We start from the raw sequence: 25565 nt of genomic DNA, 5'->3' as shown, positions 1-25565 counted from the left end.
TTCGATGTCAACTAAGTTTTATAATTTCTTTTTTGTCGTTTTCTGCGTTTCCGCATCAGCGACGGTTATTAATATATCATGCAGTACATACAGGGTCAATACTTTTTATAAAAAAATTTCACATCCCGTTAAAACTTTAAAACATGTTTCAAAAATCATTATAGTCTCTCTTCATCCTACTCCACATTTCATACCTTATCACGTTTCTGAGCGAGTGAAAATTCTAAATTTTATGTTATATTATTATTATAGGGGAGTGGTGAGAATGAGCATTAAGTATTCAAACAAAATCAATAAAATCCGGACCTTTGCATTAAGTTTAGTATTTATCGGCCTCTTCATTGCATACTTAGGAGTCTTCTTCCGTGAAAACATTATTATTATGACAACATTTATGATGGTTGGATTCTTAGCTGTTATCGCTAGTACTGTCGTTTACTTTTGGATTGGCATGTTATCTACTAAAACTGTACAAATTATTTGTCCAAGCTGCGATAAGCCAACAAAAATGCTCGGTCGTGTCGACGCATGTATGCATTGCAACCAACCTTTAACAATGGATCGAAATCTAGAAGGAAAAGAATTTGATGAGAAATATAATAAGAAGAGCTATAAATCATAGGTATATATGGATACAATGTAACCTTACAAAACTAAACAGTAAAAGGTGATTTCTTACCAAGAAATCACCTTTTGTATTTACCCTTAATTAAATTAGGTTCTTCACTGAACATTTTAAACCCTCCTGAACCTAACGCAATTCCCACATATAATAAAGAAAGAGGTTGACGGCTTTGCGTCAACCTCTTTCTTTATTATATATTACGCCTTATGACACTCTGGACAAACGCCATAAATTTCTAAGCGATGACTATTAATAACGAAGCCTGTCGTTTTCGCAGCTTCCTCTTCAAGCTGTTCCAAACCTCCATAAGGAAAATCAACAATCTTACCACATTTTTCGCAAATCACATGATAATGTTGACTTGTAACATAATCAAATCTACTTGAAGCGTCTCCATAAGTTAATTCCTTTACAAGTCCAACCTCTTTAAATACACGTAAGTTATTATAAACAGTTGCAACGCTCATATTTGGAAACTTACCTTCTAATGCTTTATAAATGTCATCCGCTGTTGGGTGCGTCATAGATTCCACAAGGTACTCTAAAATAGCATGACGCTGTGGAGTAATGCGTACACCCGTATTTTTCAGCATTTCTAGCGCTTCTTTTAATTCTTCTTTGACCACCGTCATGCACCCCGATTCTATACGGATTATTATTTTATAATTCTTATAAAGAGTGTACTCCTTTTCTTATAAATCGTCAATATTTCTACTATAAGTATGTGGTTTATTTTTGTATATAGCCTTATCCTTATATATCTTTCCCCATTTTCTATACATTTACATAGAAAAAAAGTGCGACATAATCGCACTTGGAATACTATCATCTGAGGAGGTATGCCCTACACTTCACTTTATGTAAGGCGATAAAATATGTATAGACACTCGCCTTGCTTCTATATATTTTATCTCCACAGTGAATTTATTTTATATAAGAAAGAACATCCTCAATATGTCCTTTCACTTTCACTTTACGCCATTCTTTTACAAGCTCACCGTCTTTATTAATAAGGAATGTAGAACGCTCGATTCCCATGTACTCTTTCCCAAAGTTCTTTTTCAATTTCCAAACATCGTACAATTCTGCTACCTTATGATCTTCATCTACTAAAAGTACAAATGGAAGTTCATGCTTCTCAATGAATTTCAGATGTCTGTTCGCTGAATCAGGGCTTACACCAAGAATAACTGTATCTTTCTCTTGAAATAATCCATATGCATCTCGAAAATCACACGCTTCAGTTGTACACCCTGGAGTCATATCTTTTGGATAAAAATATAGAACTACGTTTTTACCATGAAAATCAGCTAAGCGAACTTGTTCCCCGTTACTTCCCTCTAATGTAAATTCTGGAGCCATTTCTCCTACTGTGATCATTGTTATCACTCCTACTCTTTTCTTTTACTATATCAAATGCAACCTTATTTTTCATTGTCTATTACAGATCTCATGACAAAAGCAAACGGTAATGTATATCCAATTAGCGCTTCTGCAATCGCAATCCATCTCCCTATTCCAATCGGAGCTATGTCACCGTACCCAACGGACAATAAAGTAACTGCGCTAAAATATAAGCAAATTTCTACAAGTTGAAAAGATTGGGCATGCAAGCTTTCTCCATCTTCTTTCAAAACTGCAAAGCCCATTTCTTCTAATACAACATAACTTAACCCAAACGCAATTAATACCGTTGTATAAATTAGAAATAGGGAGGCTAAATTATAAAGCGAAAAGAAACGCCTAGAATCTGAATATGAACTCCATAACAATTGGACACTTCTCAAAATAGCAATTGCTGCAATTAATAGAATAAATCCCCATAACATGTCCTCCACCTCATTTTATATGTATGAGACAGCCATTAGATTTATCCCTTAGAAACAAACAAGCTTCTATAATTAATTCCCAGCACCACGGTACCTTTTTACCCCTTGATTCCAAAGAGTAATTGCAATCGTAAAACAGATAATACCAACGAATGGTGTTGCAAATGCATAGCTATTCCACTCTGTTTTTCTTAAAAAGTATGCTGCTGGATACACTCCGACAAACGCAAATGGTAAAACAAACGTTAAAATGAAACGAATCACACGGTTATAAATGTTAACAGGATAGCGACCATAGTTACCTATGTTATACATTAGCGGCATAATTGAACTTTTCGCATCCGACCAAAAACCAAGGCTTGCAAGCGTAACAAATATCCCTCCGTATACAAGTGCGCCCCCTCCTACCATTAGTAAGAATAAGAAGAAATCGTACCAGTAAAAAGATAATTGCAACTCCACTGCTGCGTAGCCCATTACAACCATCCCTGTAATCGCTCCAATTAAAGATTCAAGCTCCATTCTTTCTAATATAATTTGAAATAAACTATGAATCGGTCTCGTTAATATACGATCCATCTCTCCTTTAATAATATAACGATCATTAAAGTCCCATATGTTAAAGAAAGCAGAGAAAATGGCAAACGGCACTAAAAAGAAACCATAAATAAAGATGACTTCCTCTCTACTCCAGCCTTTTAATGCTTGCGTATGCCCAAACACAACGAGAATAAAGATTAAATTAACAGCCTGCAGTGATAAATCAGAAAGTAGTCCAACGATAAAATCGCCCCGATACTCCAATTTTGTTTTTATATATTGGCTTGCATATTGCAAAAATAGGTTTATATATATCATCTCATCATCCCCCTTGTACAATTAGACGTTTTCTCGCCGTTCTCCACATGAGTACAATTGGAATAATAAGTACAATTGCCCAAATTACTTGGAATAATAATGCCTCATACAATTTACTTCCTTGTATACCTTCTGAAAAAATCATACTCGGAATATAACTAATGGCCTGAAACGGTAAAAATACCATTGCCTTTTGGGCCCATAACGGATAAAAGCTAATTGGTAATAATAGACCTGAAAATAAATCAATAACAACACGTTTTGCATACATAATTCCACTATTATTAAATAGGAAGAACGTGAGCATCCCCGTCATTAAATTAATTTGTGTATTAATAATAAAACTAAATATTAAAGATAAGAAGAAATATAACCACGTTTGAAAATTCGTTGTAATTTGCAATGAAAATAATAAGGTAACGATAACCATACCTGGGATTGAAAAGAAGGCAAAACGAAATATTCCTTCACCAAGACCTTGCATCACTTTCATCCCTAAATAGTTATATGGACGAATCAGCTCTACCGCTACACGTCCTTCTTGAATCTCCATCGCAATTTCTCTGTCTATATTATTAAAATAAAAGGCACGTGCCATCCACGCAATTGCGATATACGTAGTCATTTGCGAAATAGATAAACTTTCAATATTCTCTTTTCCACTATAAATTGCTTGCCATAAAAAATAATACGCACCGATATTAATTGTATAAATTAAAATCCCACTATAATAGTTTGTACGATACGCAAGCATCATTAAAAAGCGAATCCGAATCATTTCAATGTACTTACCCATGTTTAATACCTTCTTCATAAATGTTACGAATGATTTCCTCTGTAGACACTTCGTTAATTTTTAAATCTTTAATTTGAAAGGCTTGTACTACTTTAGAAATAAGCATTGAAATGATAACTTCTTCATTCGGTATTTTTGCAATCCACGCGTTTTCCTCTTTCGCTTTCGACCAAACGACATGACTATCTGGCATAACCATTGATAAAGCCTGATAGGAAACTGGTGCAATAAATTGAAAATGTATTTCCTTCTCTGCTCCCCACTGCGTACGAAGATTATTTAAAGAACCGTCATACATAATATTTCCTTCATCCAGCATGATAACGCGCTCACATAAAGCTTCAATATCCGTAATATCATGGGTTGTTAATAAAATTGTTGTTTTATAACGTTCATTCATTTCTTTTAAAAATTCACGTATTTTCAATTTCACAAGAACATCTAACCCAATTGTAGGTTCATCTAAAAATAATAACGGCGGATTATGAATTAACGCTGCCGCTAATTCACAACGCATTCTTTGACCTAGAGATAACTTTCGAACCGGCTTATCTAATAAAGGACCAATATCTAACGTTTCAATTACGTGCTCCATATGCTCTTTATACTGAGCGTCTGATACACCGTACACCTTTTTTAATAAACGAAACGACTCTTGTACAGCAATATCCCACCAAAGTTGCGAGCGTTGACCGAAAACAACACCAATTGTTTTTACAAATTCTTCTCTCTGCTTATGCGGATTCATCCCATTTACTAAAATCTCTCCTGATGTCGGAGTCAAAATCCCCGTAAGCATTTTAATTGTCGTTGATTTACCGGCACCATTCTCACCAATATATCCAACCATTTCACCTTGTTTCACATTAAAAGATACGTCATTTACTGCTGGTACTATTTTATAATTACGATTTAATAAATCGCGAAATGCACCCTTTAAACCTGGACGACTTGAATAGGCTGTAAACTCTTTACGTAACCCTTGTACCTCAATTACCGATTTCATAACCGGACCCCCTTCCTAAATGTCACAACGAATAGTTTACCCAACTGCCTTCTCTATCACAAACAATACGTCTTTTCGAAAAACATGTTAGAATAATACATAGATTTTTGTAAGGAGATGAATTGAAGTGAAATTCACAAAATCAGAAGCATTACATAAAGAAGCTTTAGAACATATTGTTGGCGGCGTTAATAGTCCTTCTCGCTCTTTTAAAGCAGTTGGCGGTGGCGCTCCTGTTGCTATGGAACGTGGAAAAGGTGCTTATTTCTGGGATGTAGACGGAAATAAATATATCGATTATTTAGCAGCATACGGTCCTATTATTACTGGACATGCTCACCCGCACATTACAAAAGCAATTACAACAGCTGCTGAAAATGGTGTACTTTACGGAACACCAACAGCGCTAGAAGTAAAATTTGCAAAAATGTTAAAAGAAGCAATGCCTGCATTAGATAAAGTCCGCTTCGTAAACTCTGGTACTGAAGCAGTAATGACAACAATTCGTGTCGCTCGTGCTTACACAGGCCGCACAAAAATTATGAAATTCGCTGGTTGTTACCACGGTCATTCTGATTTAGTACTTGTAGCAGCTGGATCTGGTCCTTCTACACTAGGAACTCCTGACTCAGCCGGTGTACCACAAAGTATCGCTCAAGAAGTTATTACCGTTCCATTTAATAATGTAGAAACTTTAAAAGAAGCATTAGATAAATGGGGACATGAAGTAGCAGCTATTCTTGTAGAACCGATTGTTGGAAACTTTGGTATTGTAGAGCCAAAACCTGGCTTCCTTGAGAAAGTGAATGAACTTGTTCACGAAGCTGGTGCACTAGTAATTTATGATGAAGTTATTACTGCTTTCCGCTTCATGTACGGTGGTGCTCAAGACTTACTTGGCGTAACACCAGACTTAACAGCTCTTGGTAAAGTTATTGGCGGTGGACTTCCAATCGGTGCTTACGGTGGTAAGAAAGAAATTATGGAACAAGTTGCCCCTCTTGGACCTGCATATCAAGCTGGTACAATGGCAGGAAATCCTGCTTCTATGGCATCTGGTATTGCTTGTCTAGAAGTTCTTCAACAAGAAGGGCTTTATGAGAAATTAGATGAACTTGGTGCAATGCTTGAAAAAGGAATTTTAGAGCAAGCTGCAAAACATAATATCGATATTACATTAAATCGACTAAAAGGTGCTTTAACTGTATACTTCACAACAAATACAATTGAAGATTACGATGCAGCACAAGATACAGACGGTGAAATGTTCGGTAAATTCTTCAAGCTTATGCTTCAAGAAGGAGTGAACTTAGCACCTTCTAAATATGAGGCATGGTTCTTAACGACAGAACATACAAAAGAAGATATTGAATATACAATTGAAGCTGTAGGCAGGGCATTTGCTGCTTTAGCAGACAATAAATAATCCCGTCATTAAAAGGAAAAAAGAAGGCACATCTTTCTTTTTTCCTTTTTTCTATTTCATAAATCCCTCATTAATAGTATAATTATTCATAATTATCTGTTTAATCATTCTTTTATATCCTTACTATCTTTGCATACAAGGCTACTCACGCCTTAAATAGTAAGATTATTCAAACTTTAATAAGAGGGGGGATTGACGGATGCTCAATAAAACAAATACATGGACACCGTCTTTATTTCGAGGTTATAAAAATGCAGAACACGATGCGTGTGGAATCGTTTCCGTTATGGAGAAACGAAAAATTCCTACAAAAGAAAACATTGACCTTTGTATACAATCACTAGTCAAAATGAATCATCGGGCTGGCTTCATTAATGGTGAAGGCGATGGAATCGGCATTCACATTGATGTACCAAAAGCACTTTGGAATGAAAAACTAAAAAGTAGCGGATATAATCCAACGATCGTGGATCATCCCCACTTTATCGTTGGACATTTTTTTCTAAACAAAAACGAAAATATAGTTAATTTAAAAAATTATATTCGTACACAACTAAACAACGAAAACTTTGCAATCCTTTTCGAAAGTGACGACGTAATAAATTCCGATGCACTCGGTCCACTTGGTAAACAAGAAGAACCTTTATTTTGGCAGGTTGCTCTTATCGCGGAAAATGAAGTTAAAAATATTGAGCAAACATTATTTTCGGTAACGATAAAAATAGAGAAAGACGAAGCGATTCATGTTGCTTCTTTAAGTCGTGACCATGTTGTATACAAAGTTCTAGGTGCTGGGGATACACTTGTTGCCTATTACAACGATTTACAACATCCACTTATCGCTTCAACTATGACACTTGGACATAATCGCTATTCTACTAATACATTATCTAATTTTTTTCGTGTACAACCATTTAGCGTTCTCGGGCATAATGGTGAAATTAACACAATTGCAAAATTACGCGATCAAGCTGAAATGATTCATGTTCCACTTACTGCTGGGGGCAGCGACTCCCAAGATTTAAACCGCACCTTAGAAACTCTACTTGTTCAATACGACTACAGTTTATTTGAAGCAATGGATATACTATTCCCACCAATTATTAATGAAATTAAACTTTATAAACCGCATTTACAAGATTTATATACGTATATACGTGAAGCATGGGGCCATTTTGCGCAAGGTCCAGCTGGCATTATTTCACGTTATAAAGATGAAGCTGTTTTCAGCGTTGATTCCCTTGGACTACGACCAGTATGGAAAGTTGAAACAGAAAGCTCTTATATTTTCTCTTCTGAACCTGGAGTTGTATCACCAACTGAATATGTAGCAGAACCAAAACCACTCGCTCCTGGAGAAAAGGTCGGATTAAAGTGGAATGAGCAGGATGAGCTTGTACTCTACGAATACGATGACTACCAATCTCAAGTATATAACCGTTTTAAAAAGCGGGTTGATACTAAAGGTTATCATTTAAACTTATCTATCCCTGAAACGAAAGAAATCTCGGGATTATGTGATTCTATGCAAGTTGAGACGAAGCAATATGTTGCTTTTGGATGGGACCGAGAGCATATTCAGCTTCTTGAACAGATGGCAACAAAAGGCGTTGAACCAATTCGCTCACTTGGGCATGACTCACCACTCGCCGCACTCGATACTGATAGACGAAATATCGCTGACTTCATTAAGGAAAGTGTAGCCGTTGTTACAAATCCAGCAATCGATCGTGATCGAGAGGTCGAACACTTCTCCACACGGACGATACTTGGAGAGCGTCCAAGTTTATTAAGCGGCGTTAAACAGCCATTTGTAGTTGAGATGCTTTCCCCCGTTATTTTAGAAGGAAGTGTAGCACAATCTATTGCAGAGGAATTACACACAATTACGTACGAACAACTTATAGAGCTATTCAATACTCATAGCTCTATCGCTACAATCTCTGCTACATTCAGTCCGGCAGAAACTTTACAATGCGCCTTAAATCGAATTAGTTCTGAAGCAATAACAGCCGTGAACGATGGAGCTTCTCTACTACTAATAGACGATGCCAACGCTCATCTAAATGAACAGTTATGGATTGATCCGCATTTAGTTACCGCCAAAGTACATCAAGTATTAAGCGAAAATCAATTACGCCGAAACTGCTCTCTCGTTATACGTTCTGGTGCCCTTCGCTCCTTACACGATATCGTCACACTGTATGGATTAGGAGCAGATAGTATTAATCCATATTTATTATTTGCAACCGTAAATGATGGGACAAAAACACCAATTACGAATTTATATCATGCACTTAATAAAGGACTAGAGAAAGTCATTTCAACAATTGGAATTCATGAATTACGCGGTTACGGTCGCCTCTATTCTTCTATCGGATTACATGAGGAAATCGCAAATATATTACAAATTACGAATTTCTTCGGTTCAAATAATTTAGCTTTTTCGCTTGATTCACTTGCTGAAGATGCACAAATGCGCGCGGATGATTATAACAATCCTAAAGTTAGAATGCGAAAATCTTTTCATATATTCCCGCGAATTTGGAAAGCAATCGGCGATGTCGCGAAAGGAAACTCTTATGATGATTACCGTGACAAGTTAAGTGAATTAGAAGAAAATAACCCAATCGCAATTAGACACCTTGTTCAAATGAAAGAAACAAAACATATCGTTCCGGCTGAAGAAGTGTCCATCCGCATTCAAAATCATGATTTACCATTTATTATTAGTTCCATGTCATTCGGTTCTCAAAATGAAGTTGCCTTTCGTTCGTATGCAGAAGCTGCTGACCAGCTAAATATGATCAGTTTGAACGGTGAAGGCGGAGAAATTAAAGATATGATTGGAAAGTATCCACATACACGTGGACAGCAAGTTGCATCTGGGCGATTTGGTGTAAACGCCGAGCTACTAAATTCATCAAACTTAATTGAAATAAAAATTGGTCAAGGTGCAAAGCCTGGTGAAGGTGGACATTTACCAGGTTCAAAAGTAACAGCCAAAATCGCTGAAGCACGTAACGCTACAATTGGCTCAGATTTAATTTCACCTTCTAACAACCATGATATTTATTCCATTGAAGATTTAGCTCAAATGATTACAGAAATTAAAACCGCCAATCAACTTGCAAAAGTAGCTGTAAAAGTCCCTGTCGTCCCTAACATTGGAACAATTGCTGTCGGTATCGCAAAAGCTGGTGCTGATTTTATTAATATTAGCGGATTTGATGGTGGTACAGGAGCTGCACGTATTCACGCATTGCAACATGTAGGGCTTCCTGTAGAGATTGGTGTGAAAGCCGCTCACAATGCCTTATTAGAAGCAAATATGAGACATAAAGTAGAAATTTGGGCTGACGGTGGTATTCGGAGTGTGAATGATGCCTTAAAAATCATGCTTCTTGGGGCAAATCGCATTGGATTTGGTACATTATCCATGATTGCAATCGGCTGTACAACTTGCCGCGGATGCCATCTAGATACTTGTCACGTTGGAATTGCAACACAAATCGAGTCTGAAGCTCAGGCGAAAGAACATGGATTACGCCGCTTCGTCCCGCGCGAATTAGAAAGCGCTGTTGCTGGATTATTACATTTATTCACCACTTTTGGCGTAGAACTAAAACGATTAACAGGAAATCTTGGTTATACAAATTTACAAGACATTGTTGGGCGTTCCGATTTATTAGAGCAAGTTCGAGGGAAAAATTCATTAGACTTATGTAATTTACTACAAACGATAGAACATCCATCTGTTACAAAAACAGAATACGTACCGGAAAAACAATTTGAAACAGTTCATTCCCCTCATTCGAAAGAATTAGTAGGCGTTGGCGTAGAGCAACGCGTTATGGGAGGGCTAGAATCTTGCTATCGCGTTCGTAGTAAATTATATGAAGACACGAAGCTTGAACCACTTACATTAAAGTATACGAATGGCTCTATTCCTGGAAATGGATTAGGTGCTTACAATAGTGAGAACTTATTTATACACGTAAATGGCGGTGCACAAGATGGTATTGGTAAAACCTCCTTTGGTGGTGGTATTTATATAACGAAAGCAAAAGGAAAAGACGGCATATATTATAACGGTTCTGTCGGAAAAGGTTTTGGATACGGTGCACAAAAAGGAGCGCTATACGTGCAAGGTAACGCTGATGCTCGCGCTGGCATTCGCCTCTCTGGAGCAGACATGATAATTGGAGGGCGAATGACGAAGCCACTCCGTGAAAAAGAGCAAGGAAATATAGGAGCATACTCTAATATTAAAGGTTTCGCTTTTGAATATATGACAAATGGGCGAGCGCTTGTTTTAGGGGATCCTGGTCCATGGATTTGTGCTGGTATGACTGGTGGTGTTGTTTATTTACGTCATGATTCAAGCTCGGGTTTAACAGAACAGGCCTTAAAAAGAAGAATCGCAAAAGGGGCAAATGTTACATTACAACCAATTAGTAAAAATGGTGTGCAAGATGTGACTGAGTTATTGCTGGACTATATTCGTGTATTAAATGAACATGAGCAATACGAGGAAGTTGCTTTATTAACACCGTTACTCGATGATATGCAGCAACATTTTTTTGAAATTATCCCGAAAAAAGAGCAGGCTGATCCATCTATCTCAACAGAGTGATATACCAACTTTTCATTTTCAAGAAAAAATTGACGAAGTACACTTCTCATAGTAATCTATAGTAACAATTTGAAACCTGCTGAAATTCAGCAGGTTTTTTCACTAAAAATTGATGTTTAAAAAGAATTAGGAAAAAGTATAAAATGAATCTTATTTTCTTATTAACGTCACTAAAATATCACTTGCTAACATATTGTAATGAATGTATAGTATCATGTTGTACATTCATTATGACAAGAGAAAGGATCTTATTAAGGGTATGAAACTTGGTGCTCGCATTTTAAAAACGGGTATTGCCATCACATTAGCTTTATTTGCTTGTATTTTACTTCAATTACCGAGTCCAGTATTCGCGGGAATCTCAGCTATATTCGCTGTTCAACCGTCTGTATACCGCTCGTATTTAACAGCTCTTGAGCAAATTCAAGCAAACGTAATTGGTGCGGTATTCGCTATCGTATTTGCTACTGCTTTTGGACATAATCCTTTTATTATTGGATTAACATGTATATTAGTAATTGCGCTTACGTTACAATTACGATTAGAAAACACAATATCAATTGCTTTAGTAACAGTTATCGCCATTATGGAGTATCAGGGCGACGATTTCTTTAGTTTTGCCTTACTTCGCTTTGCGACGATTATGATTGGAATTATTGCGGCTTCACTTGTAAATTTAGTGTTTATGCCGCCAAAATACGAAACAAAACTATATCATCGTATCGTTGATAATACAGAAGAAATTGTAAAATGGATTCGAATGAATAGCAGGCAAGCTTCTGATTTTACAACGCTAAAAACTGATATTGATCGTATGAAAGAAAAGATGATCAAACTAAACCATTACTATTTGCTGTATAAAGAAGAAAGAAGCTACACGAAAAAAGTAAAGTTCGCAAAAATTCGTAAGCTCGTTTTATTCAGACAAATGTTAGCGACGACAAGCCGTGCTTTAAGTACGTTAAAATCATTACATCGTACTGAAAATGAACTGCGCTATATGCCAGAAGAATTTCAGGAATCTATCCAAAACGAACTTGACTCATTAACCCATTACCATGAACAAGTTTTATTAAAATTTATTGGTAAAGCAAAAAAACAACAATCCGTTGAAATGCTTGATGAAGTTGAAACAGGTAAACAAGAATTAATTGATATCTTTATGGATTATCAAAACAAGGACGATGAGGAAGCTTATAAAACATGGCTACACCTCTTCCCTCTTATTTCTGCCATTATTAACTATAGTGAAGAAGTAGAGCATTTAGATTTACTTGTGGATAGCTTCTACACATACCATAAACCAGAAGCAGAACTCCAAATCGAAGATAAAAAAGAAGACGAATAAAGAAAACAGCTCCTTTTACGCTAAAGGAGCTGTTTCTGTTATATGTTGAAGTTGATATAATTTGTAATAAAACCCTCTTTTTTTCATTAACTCTTCATGAGAACCTGTTTCTTTAATTTCACCATCTTCAATGTAAATAATCGTATCCACATGTGTAATCGTCGCCAATCGATGTGCGATTACGATCGTCGTCCGATCAGCAGCTAACGTCTGAAGCGCCTGCTGAATATACCGTTCATTTTCTAAATCTAAAGCGGAAGTCGCCTCATCTAATATAAGTAACGATGGATTCTTTAGAAACACTCTTGCAATCGCTACACGTTGCCTTTGCCCACCAGATAACTTCACACCGCGTTCCCCAACGACAGTATCATAGCCATCAGGTAACTCTATAATAAAATCATGAATTTGCGCAGCTTTAGCAGCTGCAATCACTTCTTCCTCTGTAGCTTTCGGATTTCCATATAAAATATTTGCCCCGATTGTATCACTAAATAACAAATTATCTTGCAGTACAATTCCAATATGACTACGTAAATTTCTCATATCATACTTTCTAACATCTATTCCATCTACATAAACTGCACCTGAAGAAACATCATAAAAACGCGGAATTAAGCTAGCAAGAGATGACTTCCCTCCCCCACTTGCTCCTACAAGTGCTACCTTCTCTCCTGGCAACATAGTTAACGAAAGGTTATGTAATATCTCTTTTTCATCCGAATTGTAACGAAAAGATACATTATCAAATATCACTTCACCATTTAATTTTGTCGTTTGTACCGCACTTGGCACATTGACAATATCGTATTTTTCATCTAACAATTCAAACACTCGATCCATCGATGCGAATGACTGTGTTAATGTTGTGGAGGAATTAACAAGGCGGCGAAGCGGACTATACAAACTATCCATATATCCAACAAAGGCAACCATAGTCCCTAATGTTAATTGCCCCTGAATTACTTCATATGCTGCAAAACCGATTACAAGTAACGGACCTAAATCGGTTAACGTATTCACTGCTAAAAATGTCCTTGCAGTCCAACTCGTATGAGTTAACGCTTTCGTCAAAAATTCATTATTTCTTTTTTCAAACTGCTTACCCTCATACTCTTCTAATGCAAAGCTACGTGTCACTTGCATCCCTTGAATACGTTCATGTAAATACCCTTGCATCGTTGCTAACGCTTGTGAACGCTCTTTCGTCAATTTTCGAAGACGCCCGAAAAAATATTTCACTGCCACTACATAAATAGGTAAAATTAATAGCGCAACAAATGTTAATTTTACATTCATAGAAAACATAACAATAATAGCGATAGCAATTGTTGCCGTATCTAACCAAACATTCATCAATCCAGTAATTACAAAATCCTTCGTTTGTTCTACATCATGAATGACACGTGAAATAATCTCTCCTGTTTTTGTATTCGAATAATAGCGTAAACTCAACTTTTGCAAATGACCAAAAATATGTTTTCGCAAATCATATAGTATTGTGTTTGCGATACGTTGCGCAAAATATTGACGATAATATTCAATCGGTGGTCTTACTACTGCAAAAATAAAAAAAGCAATCCCAACGGCTGTTACTAATTGAGATGTTTTATCTTGAAGTGACCCTCCACCTTGAATTACATCATCAATAATATATTTTAATAACCACGGCATAATAAGCGGAATGCCGAATTTAACTAGACCAATCATAATCGTAATAGCAATAAGCCATCGATATGGTTTAACAAATTGCAAATATCTTTTTATACCTTGCACATAATCCCCCCTCTAATAGGACAAACCTGCCGGGAAATCCCCTGCAGGTTTGTTTTAATTTCTGTACATTAAATATCTTTCATACCACATATCTACGAAATCTGGCGCGAATGGCCCTTTTCTCTGATGAATCCATTGTGTTAATTGTGCTACATTTCTTTTTAAAATAGTATCAATAACAGGCGGATACTGCATAATTTGACTATGCTTTTCATACTCATCTTCATCTAAAAGCGTATATGTCATATCTGGATACACTTTAATATCTAAATCATAATCAATGTACTTTAACGCTTCAGAATCATATGCAAAAGGTGAGCCTAAATTACAATAATAATATACGCCCTCTTCCCTTAGCATCCCAATCACATTAAACCAATAGTTTGCATGAAAATAACAAATTGCTGGTTCACGAGTAATCCATGTTCGGCCATCTGATTCTGTCACTACTGTACGATCATTTGCTCCGATCACAAGACTCTGTGTCCCTTTTAAAATTGTTGTCTCTTCCCACATTCTATGAATGGAGCCATTATGTTTATAACTATGTATTTGTACTTTTTCTCCTTCTTTGGGAAATCCCATATATGCTCCCTTCCTTCAACTGCAAATGCTCTTTGAGCTGCATTCACTTTTTTTCTATTATAACTTTTTTGTCGAAATTTTAAAACTAAAGCGACAAGGCTCTATCTTTTTCACACTAAATACCATATCTTTAATCTTCTTCGGGGACTGGGCTTTCGCTACATTATTTAGAAACGAGGAAATGAAAACAAAAAAAGCCCTTCCTTATTTCTATCTAAAGAAGGACCTTTCACCGAAAGGTAACAATATGTCTTATCCTAAATTCGAAATCATTTTTTCAGTTTCAAAAGATTGAATCACACTATTTGTTTGCTCTTCAAATTTCTCATGTAACAGTTTTAACGCTAATTCTGTTCTATATATTTCTTGGCGGATAAAATGTAATTCCTTTTTATCGCACGTATCCTTTTCACTCATTTCAATTTGCTGATACTTCTCTAGATGAGCTTGTAACTTCAACAACTCATCCATCGTTTCTAATTGCTCTCCCACCAACTTATCAAAGTCGTTCATTACTTACCCCCTTTTAGATTTATTGATCAGTTATTATTCCTCATTACATATTTCTAATCTTTAACTTCCTTCTCCTTTGACTACATTTGTTGACTTATTAGAAGTTATGTCGTTCGCTTTATTTTCATTACCATGACCAAAGCACAAAGAAAACACTTCTCCCGAATTAGAGAAGTGTTTTTCTTTCATTACTGATTTGAACTAGAAGATTGTGATTGTTTTGCAGCTGATTGTGCATTTTGTTTTTTCACAGCATGCACATCTGTTTCAGTTGCAAATTCAGTACCATAACTAGCGTTTGCACTTTGTGCACCAGAAGCTTGTGCTTTCTTTGCTTCTGATTGTGCATTTGCTTGTTTTACTGCTTGCACATCTGTTTCAGTTGAAAACTCTGTACCATAACTAGCATTTGTACTTTGAATGCTAGCACCAGAAGTTGCCTTGTTATAACCTTGTTGTTTTTTATTCATCTTTCTCACCTCCACAACCAATAATGTAACCAATTTACTTAGAAGCTATCCGTGATTTTCTTTTTTTATCTCCGTATATATCTCTTATCACTCATTCAAACTATAGGAAATGGAGGTGGAAATATGTATATAGGACGCGATATGACTGAACTAACGATGGTTTCAAAAAATGAGTGGAAAGAAGATGAATTGGCTTATTTTCATCATTCATTACAACAGATTCTTCCGTATTTAAATGCAGAAGGTCAAAGTATCTATAAAGAAATTGTAAAAGAAATTGAAACAAGAGGCGGCTTACAAGAAGGTGAGGCTAGTTGGACTCATGGGACAAAAATTTCTTACGATTAAAAAAGTGTTCCCAATCTAGGGAACACCTTTTTATTTATCTCGCTTTAATGGGCAGTAAGACCCCCCACCTCAAAATTCAGCGAAAGCAAAGAATTTAGGTGGGGGTTGAAGAAAACCCCCACTGATTAAAGTTTCACTTTATTGCATTGTAATTTTCTCAACGCAATTCTCATAAATCGTACGATGTGATTTCGAGAAAGGTAACTGCTCAAATGCTTCTTTCGATACAAATTTCAATGTATCTGTTTCAACAATATCACCGGTTACTTTTCCGTAAAATACAAATATGTCCCAAGTACGATGTGTAAACGTATGTTGCACATTCATTGCGTATTCTTCAATAGAAATCGAAAGCTCAAATTTTTCTCTCATATAATCTGCAAGTTGTTCCTTCTGGTTCCGAATCCCTTCACCAAGTTCGGCATTCGGAAACTCCCACATGTTAGCTAATAACCCGGTACTTGAACGTTTATTAATGACGTAACGACCATCTTCCGTTTGCAGCACACCTGCAACGATCGGTACCATTGTCGGAGCCTTCGCTTTACTTTTTACTGGCAACTCCTTTTGAACGCCTTCAGCATATCCTCGGCAATGCTCTCGTACAGGACAAAGTAAGCATGCTGGATTTTTTGGAATACAAATTAGTGCGCCTAACTCCATCAAACCTTGATTAAAATAAGATGGATTTTCAGCCGAAATAATTTCACGCACAATCTCTTCAAACACTTTTCTAGTTTTCGGTTTTGCAATGTCATCCCATACTGATAAAATACGGGATAATACACGCATAACATTTCCGTCAACTGCCGGCTCTGGTATACCATATGCAATACTTAAAATAGCACCTTTTGTATAGGGTCCGACTCCTTTTAATTTTTCGATTTTCTTTACATCACTCGGTACGATTCCGCCGTATACTTCTTTTACTTCTTTTACGGCTGCATGTAAATTTCGTGCTCTAGAATAATACCCTAAACCTTCCCACGCTTTTAACACTTCTTCATCATCCGCATTTGCCAAAGCTTCTAGAGTAGGAAACTTCCCCATAAAATTCGCGTAATATGGTTTTACAGCTTCTACCCTTGTTTGCTGCAACATAATTTCTGAAACCCAGACGCGGTATGGATCTTTATTTTTACGCCAGGGTAAGTCGCGTTGCTCTTTTTCAAACCAACCAATTAAATCATTTTGAAACTGCTCTATGTTAAAATTATTTAATATTTCAAGTGTCAAACTTGATCCCCCTCATTTTTTTGCATATAAGTACTATTATAAAGATTTTAGGAAAAAATTTAAGTAAGATGACATAGGAAATAGAAGGCAAAGGACTTGAGGTATCGAATAAAAAGAGTTACATTAATAAAAAAACGGAGGTGTATTTCTATGGACACAGCCACTCACCTTGTTATGGGCGTTACTCTAGGCAGTTTGGCAACATTAGATCCAGCCATAGCACAAAGTGATATTGGGCCACAAGCAGTTATGCTTGCTGCAATTGCCGGTTCCAATATTCCTGACATCGATACAGTTTTAAAATTGCGTAATAACGCTAAATATATAAGAAATCATCGCGGGATTACTCATTCCATTCCTGCCGTGATTCTTTGGTCATTCCTTATAAGTGGCATCTCTTTCGCCTTCTTTTCAGACGCCCCATATTTGCACCTATTACTTTGGTCATTTATTGCCGTCTTTCTTCATGTCTTTGTAGATATTTTTAATGCCTACGGTACACAGGCATTACGGCCCTTCACAAAAAAATGGGTAGCACTCGGTATCATTAATACATTTGATACCGTCATTTTCTTTATTCATATACTAGCAATTGCTTGTATGCTCGTAGGATCTCATAAAGGGTATACTGCCTTAGCAGCGTATATATTGATGGTCGTTTACTATATCGGACGGATTATGATGCATAGAAACATACGTAGTGTCGTATATAAACGTTTCAATCATGTTGAGAAGATCATCATTTCTCCTTCTTATCGATTTTATCATTACCATTTAGCAATCGTTACAACTGATTATTACTACGTTGCTAGATGGCATCGTGGTAACATCATGGTCTATGATAAATTCGACCGGGTACCGTTCCCAGACAATGCTATTATGCGCGCTGCGAAACAAGATGAAAACATCTCAGCATTTCTATCTTTCTCCCCTGTGTATCGCTGGGACGTTTTCGATTATGATCATTATTACGAAGTTCGATTCATTGATTTGCGATATCGCAGTAAAGATTATTATCCATTCGTTGCAATCGTTCAACTCGATCATAATTTAAATATTATTAGTTCCTATACAGGATGGATTTTTAGTGAAGAAAAACTCCGAAAAAAACTGGAGTTACTTCCACATTAAAAAAAGCGACTTAAGTCGCTTTTTTTAATGTTTCAAATGATCGTCTTGATTGATTAAATGGCTATATTTCGGATTATTTGTACGCATTTCATGAAGACGTGCTCCATGATTATTAATCCATGTTCTTACCACTTGTTCAGTCATTTCATCACCTTGGTAACGACCTGACTTCGCATAAGTTGTTTGAAAATCTTCCCATAGTAATTCAACCCACGCACGAGCCTGTGCGTAAGAAAGCTTGTCATTTTTGTCTAATAGTTCTTTCGTTAATGCTTGATAAATATCATTCATTTTCTAATCTCCTTTTACCTATTTATCCCTTCATTTCTAAAGGATAGTTTCTTCTATTTTGCACATTCTATAATTGATACTTCTTCAAGAGGTATCAACTGATGATGAGGAGGGCGTTCTCAATGGGTAAACAAGCCGAATTTTGGTCTGAGTCAAAAAACAACAGCAAAATCGATGGTCAGCCGAAAGCGAAATCACGCTTCGCTTCGAAGCGACCTAACGGCACAATTAACACGCACCCACAAGAACGTATGCGTGCTGCAAATCAGCAGGAAGAGTAGTACAAATTAAATTAACTTCCTACACGAGGTGATAAAGATGAGCTACCGTGATCGCTTAGATAGTCGTTCTGAATTATTTAACCATACGTGGACTCGTCCGAAACATGCTAAAGCGCAAGTTAACGGACAGACGCAACAAACCCAGTCTCTCATTATATTGGCGAATGAATGTAAAAAGCGCCAATTTTAGAATCTCCTATCTCCTGTAACGCCTACCAAAGATGAAAACCAGAGAGATATTTACTCTCTGGTTTTTATTTTTCTTGCAATAAGGAAATCGGTATTCCAATCTCTTCATTATCATTTTGCTTATGTCCCCAAGCAAATACCCCATTGAAATACGTAATTTTAAATAATATACCAGGTTCTTCTACCAATTCATATGTCTCACCAATATGGAATTTATTTATGTCAGTCATATAAGCGCGAGCCATTGCCATCTTTCTCATTAATACATCGAACTCATTTACAATTCCAAGCTGCTCAGCCTTTATCGCTTGCTCTTTCAAAAGGCCAATTTCTTCCCTTAGCTCATGTGGTGTCATTTCACTGTAGCGCTTTGGCATATTCATCTTATTCCCCTCATCCCTCTTCGCGTTTCATCTGCAAAAATACCTCTATCTCATCAATAGAGAATCCTTTGCGGTATAACGCTTGTTTCATCTTATTTTCAAATGTCCATCCATCATACTTCTTATATTTCTCATAATATTTATTCCCATGATAGTGTAACGCTTCTTGTTGCTGTTCGTCATCTTTTTCGTCTTTCAATTCTTCCAAACAAATTTGAATCACATCTCTAGAATATCCTTTACGAACGAGCATTTCGTCTAACTTTAGCTTCATTTGTAAAAAGGAATGCTTTTGATAAGATTTTTTCTTCTTTTCTACAAGAATTAAAGCATTCTCAATTTGCTTTTCCTTCGGATATTCTTGTAAACTATGCGTAATAATTAGATCCTGAACACCCTTATTTAACAACTCTCTTTTAATAACAGTGGGACCTTTTCGATTCACATTACTTTGCGTTCTCGTATATAAAACAGCGTACTCTTTATCATTAATATATCGGTCATGTAATAATTTTGAAACGACTTCAGAGATGATGGCCTGTCCCACTTCTTTTTTTCGTAAAAAATCTTCTATTTCTTGTTTCGTTCTCATTTGGTAGGATAAATAGGAGACTGCTTGTAAATATGCTTTTTGTACCTCTTCATTGTACAAAATATTTCCTAAAGCTATTTCATCAATTTCTAAGCCCTTTTGTAATCCGTGTTTTATTAAGATTACTTCATTCACACTAAACCCGTACTCTTCACCTTGACCTTTATCAATATAAATATTAAACCGTTCTTTCAATCGTTTTTGCACTTCTATTTTTGTAATGACAGCCATACTCTCACCTCTCTATTATTTTACCATAGTCAAGGAACGTTTTTGCTTTTCAAGAATATATATAATGAGGAGGAAATAATTGTGAGAATCGCAATTTCTGGTGGTACCGGCTTTATCGGTAAATACCTTTCTACTTTTTTGATTCAAAAAGGATATAATGTTTACATTCTTACTCGAAACAAAACTATTAAAACTTCCCACCCTAACCTTCAGTATGTGCAATGGACACCAGATTTACAAACCTTCCCCCTCTCTTCTATCGATGTAGTTATTAATCTAGCTGGAGAGTCTATTAATAGTAGATGGACAACGAAACAAAAGGAATCCATTTTAAACAGTAGAATTCAAATAACAAAAGGGCTCATTAAACAATTGCAAACCCTTGATACAAAACCAAATACATTTATTAACGCAAGTGCTATTGGATATTATGGAACGTCTGAAACTGATTCTTTTACAGAACAGCATGAGATTCCTGGAAATGACTTTTTAGCAAATACAGTATATTCATGGGAACAAGAAGCATCTAAAGCACGTTCTCTCGGAATGCGAACAATCTATGCAAGACTTGGAGTTGTATTAGGCGTAGACGGAGGAGCTCTTCCCAAAATGCTACTCCCATATCAATTCTATATCGGAGGTACAATTGGATCTGGAAAGCAATGGTTATCATGGATTCATATAGACGATGTCGTTCGCCTTATTGATTTCATCATACACAAAGAAGAAATTGATGGACCTTTCAACCTTACAGCTCCCCTACCTATACGGATGAAGGAATTTGGAGAAACCATTGCAACTATAATGAAAAAACCTCATTGGTTACCTGTCCCTTCATTTATGCTTCACACTTTATTGGGTGAGATGAGTATACTTGTACTAGAAGGACAACACGTATTACCTAGTAAAGCAATTAAACATGGGTATCAATACACATTTCCAGCAATAGACCATGCATTACAAAATATACTTTCGCATACAATGTAGTACTTATAAAACACAGTTTTACAGGGACCCCTTTCAAATCTTTCATTTTCTAGAATCCGGAGCATTATTACACAAATAATCTTTCAGTTACTTTCCCTTAAATTTCATTAACATTGTAAAGTAACAGAAATGAGGTACCTATGAAAATATTGCTCAAACAAGCCATTGTCTATCCTATTACATCCCAAAAATTTCAAGGGGATGTACTCGTTATAGGAGAAAGAATTGCCGAGGTCAAGCCTTCCATTCAACCTACTCAAGATATGACAGTTATAGACGCTCGTGCTCTTCATCTTTTACCTGGATTTATTGATGTTCACACTCATCTTGGTCTCTATGATGAAGGTACTGGTTGGGCTGGCAATGATGCAAATGAAACATCTGAAGTTTCAACACCACATATCCGTTCCTTAGACGGAATCCACCCTTTTGATATTGCATTTCAAGATGCTGTACAAAACGGAATCACAACTGTTCACGTTATGCCAGGAAGTCAAAACATTATCGGTGGTACTACTTGTGTAATAAAAACAGCTGGAACTTGTATTGATCATATGATTATTCAAGAACCTGCTGGCTTAAAGATTGCCTTTGGAGAAAATCCTAAAAAGGTCCATAGTAATGGAACAAAAGAATCCATAACACGTATGGGAATTATGGGATTACTTCGGGAATCATTCTATGAAGCACAGCACTACGGACATGCAGCTGATTTTCGAATGCTTCCTATCTTAAAAGCATTACGCCGCGAAATACCCGTACGTATCCACGCTCACCGAGCAGATGATATTAGTTCTGCTCTACGCTTTGCAACAGAGTTCAATCTCGATTTACGTATTGAACATTGCACAGAAGGACACTTTATTGTTGAAGAACTTTCAAAATACAATTTGAAGGTTTCAGTTGGCCCCACTCTTACACGTCGTTCTAAAATCGAACTTAAAAACAAAACATGGGATACTTACCATATATTATCGAAAAATGGAGTGGAAGTTTCTATAACAACAGATCACCCTTATACACCAATTCAATATTTAAATGTTTGTGCTGCTGTCGCAGTAAGAGAAGGATTAGACGAAAAAACTGCACTAGAAGGAATCACTATATTTCCAGCACGAAATTTACGTTTAGAGGATAGAATTGGCAGCATTGAGGTTGGAAAAGACGCTGATCTCGTGTTATGGACTCATCATCCTTTCCATTATTTAGCCAAGCCTGTACTAACCATGATTGATGGGAAAATAATTTACAAAAAAAATAAAAAAAACTAGTTTATTTTTTTGACTAGATAAAGTATTATACGATTATAAACTGAATGAAACCATAATCAATTTGTGTCGTGATTATCATTTTCAAATTGATGAATGGGGAAGGCAAATGGTGCGCCACCAGCGTTAGAAACTGGTTCTAGTGGGTTCGATTCCCACCCCGAAATTTTTTAAAGATTGATATAAAAATTTCGAGGGTGGGGTGCTTTTTCGTCATGCTACCCTCGTGTGAGGAGGAATTAGTATGTTGAAAAAACGCGACTTACACGACAGCCACGTTCTATACGAGTTAATGGTGGATCCAGCTGTCTTCCCTTTTGTGCGTCAAAAGGCTTATTCTTATGAGGAGTATTTATTTTTAACGAAACAAACGATTGAAGCTGAAGAGCGCGGGGAATTAATTTCACGCACAATTTTAGATGAATGGGGTAACCCCATCGGAACAATTACTTTATTTGATGTGCAAGAAAAAGCCGGATTTCTCGGAACCTGGCTTGGCAAACCCTATCATGGAAAAGGCTATAATAAATTGGCGAAAGATTCATTTTTTAGTGAACTTTTCTATGAATTAGATATTGAAACAATCTTTATGCGTATTCGCAAAATAAATATTCGTTCTATTAAAGCTGCCGAAAAACTACAATATGTTAATCTAGCTAACGAAACAAGAAAAGCCGTTTATGATGAAATTAACGCAAATGAAGAAGTATATAACTTATATGAAATCCCAAAAGATCAATATACACTTGCTACAATGCGAGATACAACGTTCCAAGATGCTCACCAATTAAAAGAAGCATAATCTAAATTTTTAGAAAAAATAATTAACCATTAACATTTTGCCATATACGTATATCACCCCATGTCTTTGGAAACGATAGATAGTGACTTTAGGACACGAGGTGATTTGTAATGGATAAAAAGAAACGTGACAAAGCAAAAAATACATTATCTAGTACACAAGAGGTTCTCTACCAACGAGAATTTCGCAAAGCAGATCGCGCAGCGGGTTATCGCTCGAAAAGTATTTAAAGTGAGAATGAATAATTAGAAGTTTTCCCCCCTAATTATTCATTCTCATTACATATTTTTTCTACGTGATAGAATAGACAAAAAAGGTTCCTTATAAATAAGGAACCTTTTTTTGTGTGGATAACGTTATCCACACAATTTATAGAATTGTGAATAAATTCAATAAACCTTTCACAAGTTTATATGTTGCAACGCATAGTAAATGTTAGAATTGTGGATATTTTTCTAAAAATTGTGGACAATGTGGATATAGTTGTTAATATTTCGACTTTACTGTTTATTAAAAGCGTAATCTCCATGTGGATAAGTTACTACTTTATCGTATAAAACAATAAAAAACCCTCTTTAAACATATAAAAGAGGGTTTCATATTAAGTAAATAATTGTGCAAGAGCAGGTGATTTAATAGGTATATGATTCGGTTCTACATGATTTTCTGCCAAAATTGTATCCACAATATGACCAGCTGGCTCCGGACGATAAATGCTTTTCATCGCTTCTTTCATTTGAAGAAGCTTCATATCATCTTGTAATAACGCCTCTGTCTTTGCAAAAACCTCACTATCATCACGAATGACAACTGCAGCTCCTTTTCTTTCAAAGTACATCGCATTTTCATTTTCTTGTCCTGGAACAGGCTTATATAAAATGACAGGTACTTGCAATGCTGCCGCTTCACTTAACGTAATACCGCCCGGCTTCGTAATCATACAAGAAGTAACACGGAATAATTCATCAATATTTTCAACATAACCAAATACTTTTAATGCATCAGGATTTTTTTCCTGAAGCCCTAATAAATCCTGTTTTAACGCTTCATTTTTCCCACAAACGACAACTACTTGTAAATCAGGTACTGACATAAATGATTGGCATAGTTCTTTTACACTTCCTAATACCCCATGAGCACCTGCTACAATTAGTAAAATCTTTTTATTCTTACATAACTGATATTTATTATATATAATGTCTGGATTGATCTTCAGCTCAAAACTACTACGAATCGGAATTCCAGTTTCAACAATTTGCTCCGCAGGCACACCGATATCAACCATAACTTTTTTCACGTGATCAGTTGCTACAAAATAACGATCTACTTCCCGATGAATCCATATTTTGTGCACACAAAAATCCGTTAATACGTTATACACAGGAATTGAAATACCTGTTTGCTTTTTTAACTCTGGTACAGCTATGATCGGAAATGTATTAATAACAATATCCGGTTTCTCTGCTTGTAAAAGTAATTTCAAACGTTTTCTTCCAAAATTCGCATACCAAGATGCTATTTTTTTATCATAAATTTTTTCTACGCCGTAATAAAACAAGCGGTATAATTCTTTTCCTATTGTATAACTTTTTAAATATAAATATTTTGTAATATCGGTTATAACTGGATGTGATTCTCCGAACAAATCGCATACAATTACATCTTCAATTCCTTTTTGGCGAAATGTTTGTTCTAATGTTTTCGCTACTTGCACATGACCATTACCGTAATGTGCAGTTAATATTAAAACCTTGGGGTTTTTTATCAAACAAATCCACTCCTAGCTTATTGTTTCTCCATATTGCATATACGACAATAGGAAAAACATTTTCCTTAAAAATTACATAAACAGATTCTAATACTTCTCTTTCAGCTATGTACCTGTCGTGGATATGCAAAGCATATAAGATTGACCCCTTAATCCTATCTGTGCTCATATCTTTACATTATACTTTCCT

The 25565-nt window shown here is 36.1% G+C and carries 27 protein-coding genes; 12 read left to right on the top strand and 15 right to left on the bottom strand.

The genetic code is table 11. The features are described from left to right. Positions 1 to 265 precede the first annotated feature (265 nt). Positions 266 to 622 (top strand): YgzB family protein, encoded by a 357-nt coding sequence (locus K5S59_RS16395; protein ID WP_000025063.1) that lies wholly within the window; start codon positions 266 to 268, stop codon positions 620 to 622. Positions 623 to 822: 200 nt separating this feature from the next. Here K5S59_RS16395 and perR read toward each other — a convergent pair whose 3' ends face one another. The 6 genes from perR to K5S59_RS16365 form a co-directional block, all read right to left on the bottom strand. Further along, on the bottom strand, positions 823 to 1251 hold the full coding sequence (perR, locus tag K5S59_RS16390) for a peroxide-responsive transcriptional repressor PerR (RefSeq protein ID WP_000237831.1): 429 nt from the start codon (positions 1249 to 1251) through the stop codon (positions 823 to 825). Between the two features lie 298 nt (positions 1252 to 1549). Continuing rightward, on the bottom strand, positions 1550 to 2005 hold the full coding sequence (gene bcp, locus K5S59_RS16385) for a thioredoxin-dependent thiol peroxidase (protein ID WP_000633714.1): 456 nt from the start codon (positions 2003 to 2005) through the stop codon (positions 1550 to 1552). 44 nt (positions 2006 to 2049) lie between these two features. Then, positions 2050 to 2454, bottom strand: coding sequence for a potassium channel family protein (locus tag K5S59_RS16380; RefSeq protein ID WP_000964347.1), 405 nt, complete (start codon positions 2452 to 2454; stop codon positions 2050 to 2052). A 72-nt stretch (positions 2455 to 2526) separates the two neighbouring features. Next, on the bottom strand, positions 2527 to 3312 hold the full coding sequence (locus tag K5S59_RS16375; protein WP_000639387.1) for an ABC transporter permease: 786 nt from the start codon (positions 3310 to 3312) through the stop codon (positions 2527 to 2529). A gap of 4 nt (positions 3313 to 3316) precedes the next feature. Continuing rightward, on the bottom strand, positions 3317 to 4108 hold the full coding sequence (locus tag K5S59_RS16370; RefSeq protein WP_000521523.1) for an ABC transporter permease: 792 nt from the start codon (positions 4106 to 4108) through the stop codon (positions 3317 to 3319). Further along, entirely contained in the window at positions 4101 to 5114 is a 1014-nt protein-coding gene (locus tag K5S59_RS16365) for an ABC transporter ATP-binding protein (RefSeq protein WP_000843639.1), read from the bottom strand. Before K5S59_RS16365 ends, K5S59_RS16370 begins: the two co-directional genes overlap by 8 nt. Positions 5115 to 5241: 127 nt before the next feature. On the opposite strand from K5S59_RS16365, the gene hemL reads away from it, so the two are divergent. The 3 genes from hemL to K5S59_RS16350 all read left to right on the top strand — a co-directional run bounded on the left by hemL (position 5242) and on the right by K5S59_RS16350 (position 12524). Beyond that, on the top strand, positions 5242 to 6540 hold the full coding sequence (hemL, locus tag K5S59_RS16360) for a glutamate-1-semialdehyde-2,1-aminomutase (RefSeq protein WP_000673241.1): 1299 nt from the start codon (positions 5242 to 5244) through the stop codon (positions 6538 to 6540). A gap of 199 nt (positions 6541 to 6739) precedes the next feature. After that, positions 6740 to 11176, top strand: coding sequence for a glutamate synthase-related protein (locus K5S59_RS16355; protein ID WP_000933014.1), 4437 nt, complete (start codon positions 6740 to 6742; stop codon positions 11174 to 11176). A 259-nt stretch (positions 11177 to 11435) separates the two neighbouring features. After that, on the top strand, positions 11436 to 12524 hold the full coding sequence (locus tag K5S59_RS16350) for an aromatic acid exporter family protein (RefSeq protein WP_000765792.1): 1089 nt from the start codon (positions 11436 to 11438) through the stop codon (positions 12522 to 12524). A gap of 15 nt (positions 12525 to 12539) precedes the next feature. Here K5S59_RS16350 and K5S59_RS16345 read toward each other — a convergent pair whose 3' ends face one another. The 4 genes from K5S59_RS16345 to K5S59_RS16330 form a co-directional block, all read right to left on the bottom strand. Next, entirely contained in the window at positions 12540 to 14300 is a 1761-nt protein-coding gene (locus K5S59_RS16345; RefSeq protein WP_120449449.1) for an ABC transporter ATP-binding protein, read from the bottom strand. 54 nt (positions 14301 to 14354) lie between these two features. Then, positions 14355 to 14885, bottom strand: coding sequence for a nucleoside tri-diphosphate phosphatase (ntdP, locus tag K5S59_RS16340; protein WP_000506626.1), 531 nt, complete (start codon positions 14883 to 14885; stop codon positions 14355 to 14357). A gap of 252 nt (positions 14886 to 15137) precedes the next feature. Then, on the bottom strand, positions 15138 to 15398 hold the full coding sequence (locus K5S59_RS16335; RefSeq protein ID WP_000997582.1) for a YgaB family protein: 261 nt from the start codon (positions 15396 to 15398) through the stop codon (positions 15138 to 15140). 188 nt (positions 15399 to 15586) lie between these two features. Beyond that, positions 15587 to 15868 carry a gamma-type small acid-soluble spore protein gene (locus K5S59_RS16330; protein ID WP_088027684.1) on the bottom strand — a complete coding sequence of 94 codons (282 nt, stop codon included), beginning with the start codon at positions 15866 to 15868 and terminating at the stop codon, positions 15587 to 15589. 123 nt (positions 15869 to 15991) lie between these two features. Between K5S59_RS16330 and K5S59_RS16325 the strand changes: the two genes are divergently transcribed. Further along, a complete protein-coding gene (locus K5S59_RS16325; RefSeq protein WP_000275446.1) occupies positions 15992 to 16216 on the top strand; it encodes a hypothetical protein in 225 nt (74 codons plus the stop codon). Positions 16217 to 16354: 138 nt separating this feature from the next. Here K5S59_RS16325 and mutY read toward each other — a convergent pair whose 3' ends face one another. Next, a complete protein-coding gene (mutY, locus tag K5S59_RS16320) occupies positions 16355 to 17452 on the bottom strand; it encodes an A/G-specific adenine glycosylase (RefSeq protein ID WP_097844073.1) in 1098 nt (365 codons plus the stop codon). 150 nt (positions 17453 to 17602) lie between these two features. Between mutY and K5S59_RS16315 the strand changes: the two genes are divergently transcribed. Continuing rightward, a complete protein-coding gene (locus tag K5S59_RS16315; RefSeq protein WP_000379118.1) occupies positions 17603 to 18583 on the top strand; it encodes a metal-dependent hydrolase in 981 nt (326 codons plus the stop codon). A gap of 24 nt (positions 18584 to 18607) precedes the next feature. Here the strand turns inward: K5S59_RS16315 and K5S59_RS16310 are convergent, their stop codons facing one another. Then, entirely contained in the window at positions 18608 to 18874 is a 267-nt protein-coding gene (locus tag K5S59_RS16310) for a YfhJ family protein (RefSeq protein WP_098258204.1), read from the bottom strand. 122 nt (positions 18875 to 18996) lie between these two features. Between K5S59_RS16310 and K5S59_RS16305 the strand changes: the two genes are divergently transcribed. Together K5S59_RS16305 and K5S59_RS16300 are read left to right on the top strand one after the other, a co-directional pair. After that, positions 18997 to 19155: a small, acid-soluble spore protein K gene (locus K5S59_RS16305; RefSeq protein WP_000517891.1), complete on the top strand. Its 159-nt coding sequence runs from the start codon at positions 18997 to 18999 to the stop codon at positions 19153 to 19155. A 37-nt stretch (positions 19156 to 19192) separates the two neighbouring features. Next, complete coding sequence (locus K5S59_RS16300) at positions 19193 to 19345, top strand: YpzG family protein (protein ID WP_000122093.1); 153 nt, start codon at positions 19193 to 19195, stop codon at positions 19343 to 19345. A gap of 64 nt (positions 19346 to 19409) precedes the next feature. Here the strand turns inward: K5S59_RS16300 and K5S59_RS16295 are convergent, their stop codons facing one another. Both K5S59_RS16295 and recX read right to left on the bottom strand, forming a co-directional pair. After that, entirely contained in the window at positions 19410 to 19727 is a 318-nt protein-coding gene (locus K5S59_RS16295) for a YfhH family protein (protein WP_001057029.1), read from the bottom strand. A gap of 10 nt (positions 19728 to 19737) precedes the next feature. Next, positions 19738 to 20550, bottom strand: a complete 813-nt coding sequence (recX, locus tag K5S59_RS16290) for a recombination regulator RecX (RefSeq protein WP_000268498.1) — start codon at positions 20548 to 20550, stop codon at positions 19738 to 19740. Positions 20551 to 20631: 81 nt separating this feature from the next. Here recX and K5S59_RS16285 point away from each other — a divergent pair, with 81 nt between their 5' ends. From K5S59_RS16285 to K5S59_RS16270, 4 genes are all read left to right on the top strand, one after another. Then, positions 20632 to 21537 (top strand): TIGR01777 family oxidoreductase, encoded by a 906-nt coding sequence (locus K5S59_RS16285; RefSeq protein WP_001216946.1) that lies wholly within the window; start codon positions 20632 to 20634, stop codon positions 21535 to 21537. Between the two features lie 140 nt (positions 21538 to 21677). Continuing rightward, on the top strand, positions 21678 to 22808 hold the full coding sequence (locus K5S59_RS16280; protein ID WP_220784066.1) for an amidohydrolase: 1131 nt from the start codon (positions 21678 to 21680) through the stop codon (positions 22806 to 22808). A 241-nt stretch (positions 22809 to 23049) separates the two neighbouring features. Continuing rightward, positions 23050 to 23607, top strand: a complete 558-nt coding sequence (locus tag K5S59_RS16275; RefSeq protein ID WP_000914737.1) for a GNAT family N-acetyltransferase — start codon at positions 23050 to 23052, stop codon at positions 23605 to 23607. 110 nt (positions 23608 to 23717) lie between these two features. After that, positions 23718 to 23837 (top strand): YfhE family protein, encoded by a 120-nt coding sequence (locus K5S59_RS16270; RefSeq protein WP_000358484.1) that lies wholly within the window; start codon positions 23718 to 23720, stop codon positions 23835 to 23837. 371 nt (positions 23838 to 24208) lie between these two features. On the opposite strand, the gene K5S59_RS16265 is transcribed toward K5S59_RS16270, so the two are convergent. Beyond that, complete coding sequence (locus K5S59_RS16265) at positions 24209 to 25375, bottom strand: diglucosyl diacylglycerol synthase (RefSeq protein WP_000594695.1); 1167 nt, start codon at positions 25373 to 25375, stop codon at positions 24209 to 24211. Between the last annotated feature and the right edge of the window lie 190 nt (positions 25376 to 25565).

The sequence above is a fragment of the Bacillus sp. BML-BC051 genome (assembly GCF_019656175.1).
Classification (GTDB): domain Bacteria; phylum Bacillota; class Bacilli; order Bacillales; family Bacillaceae_G; genus Bacillus_A; species Bacillus_A mobilis.
The sequence above is the reverse complement of the archived record's forward strand: the minus strand, read 5'-3'. Positions and strand labels throughout refer to the sequence as shown.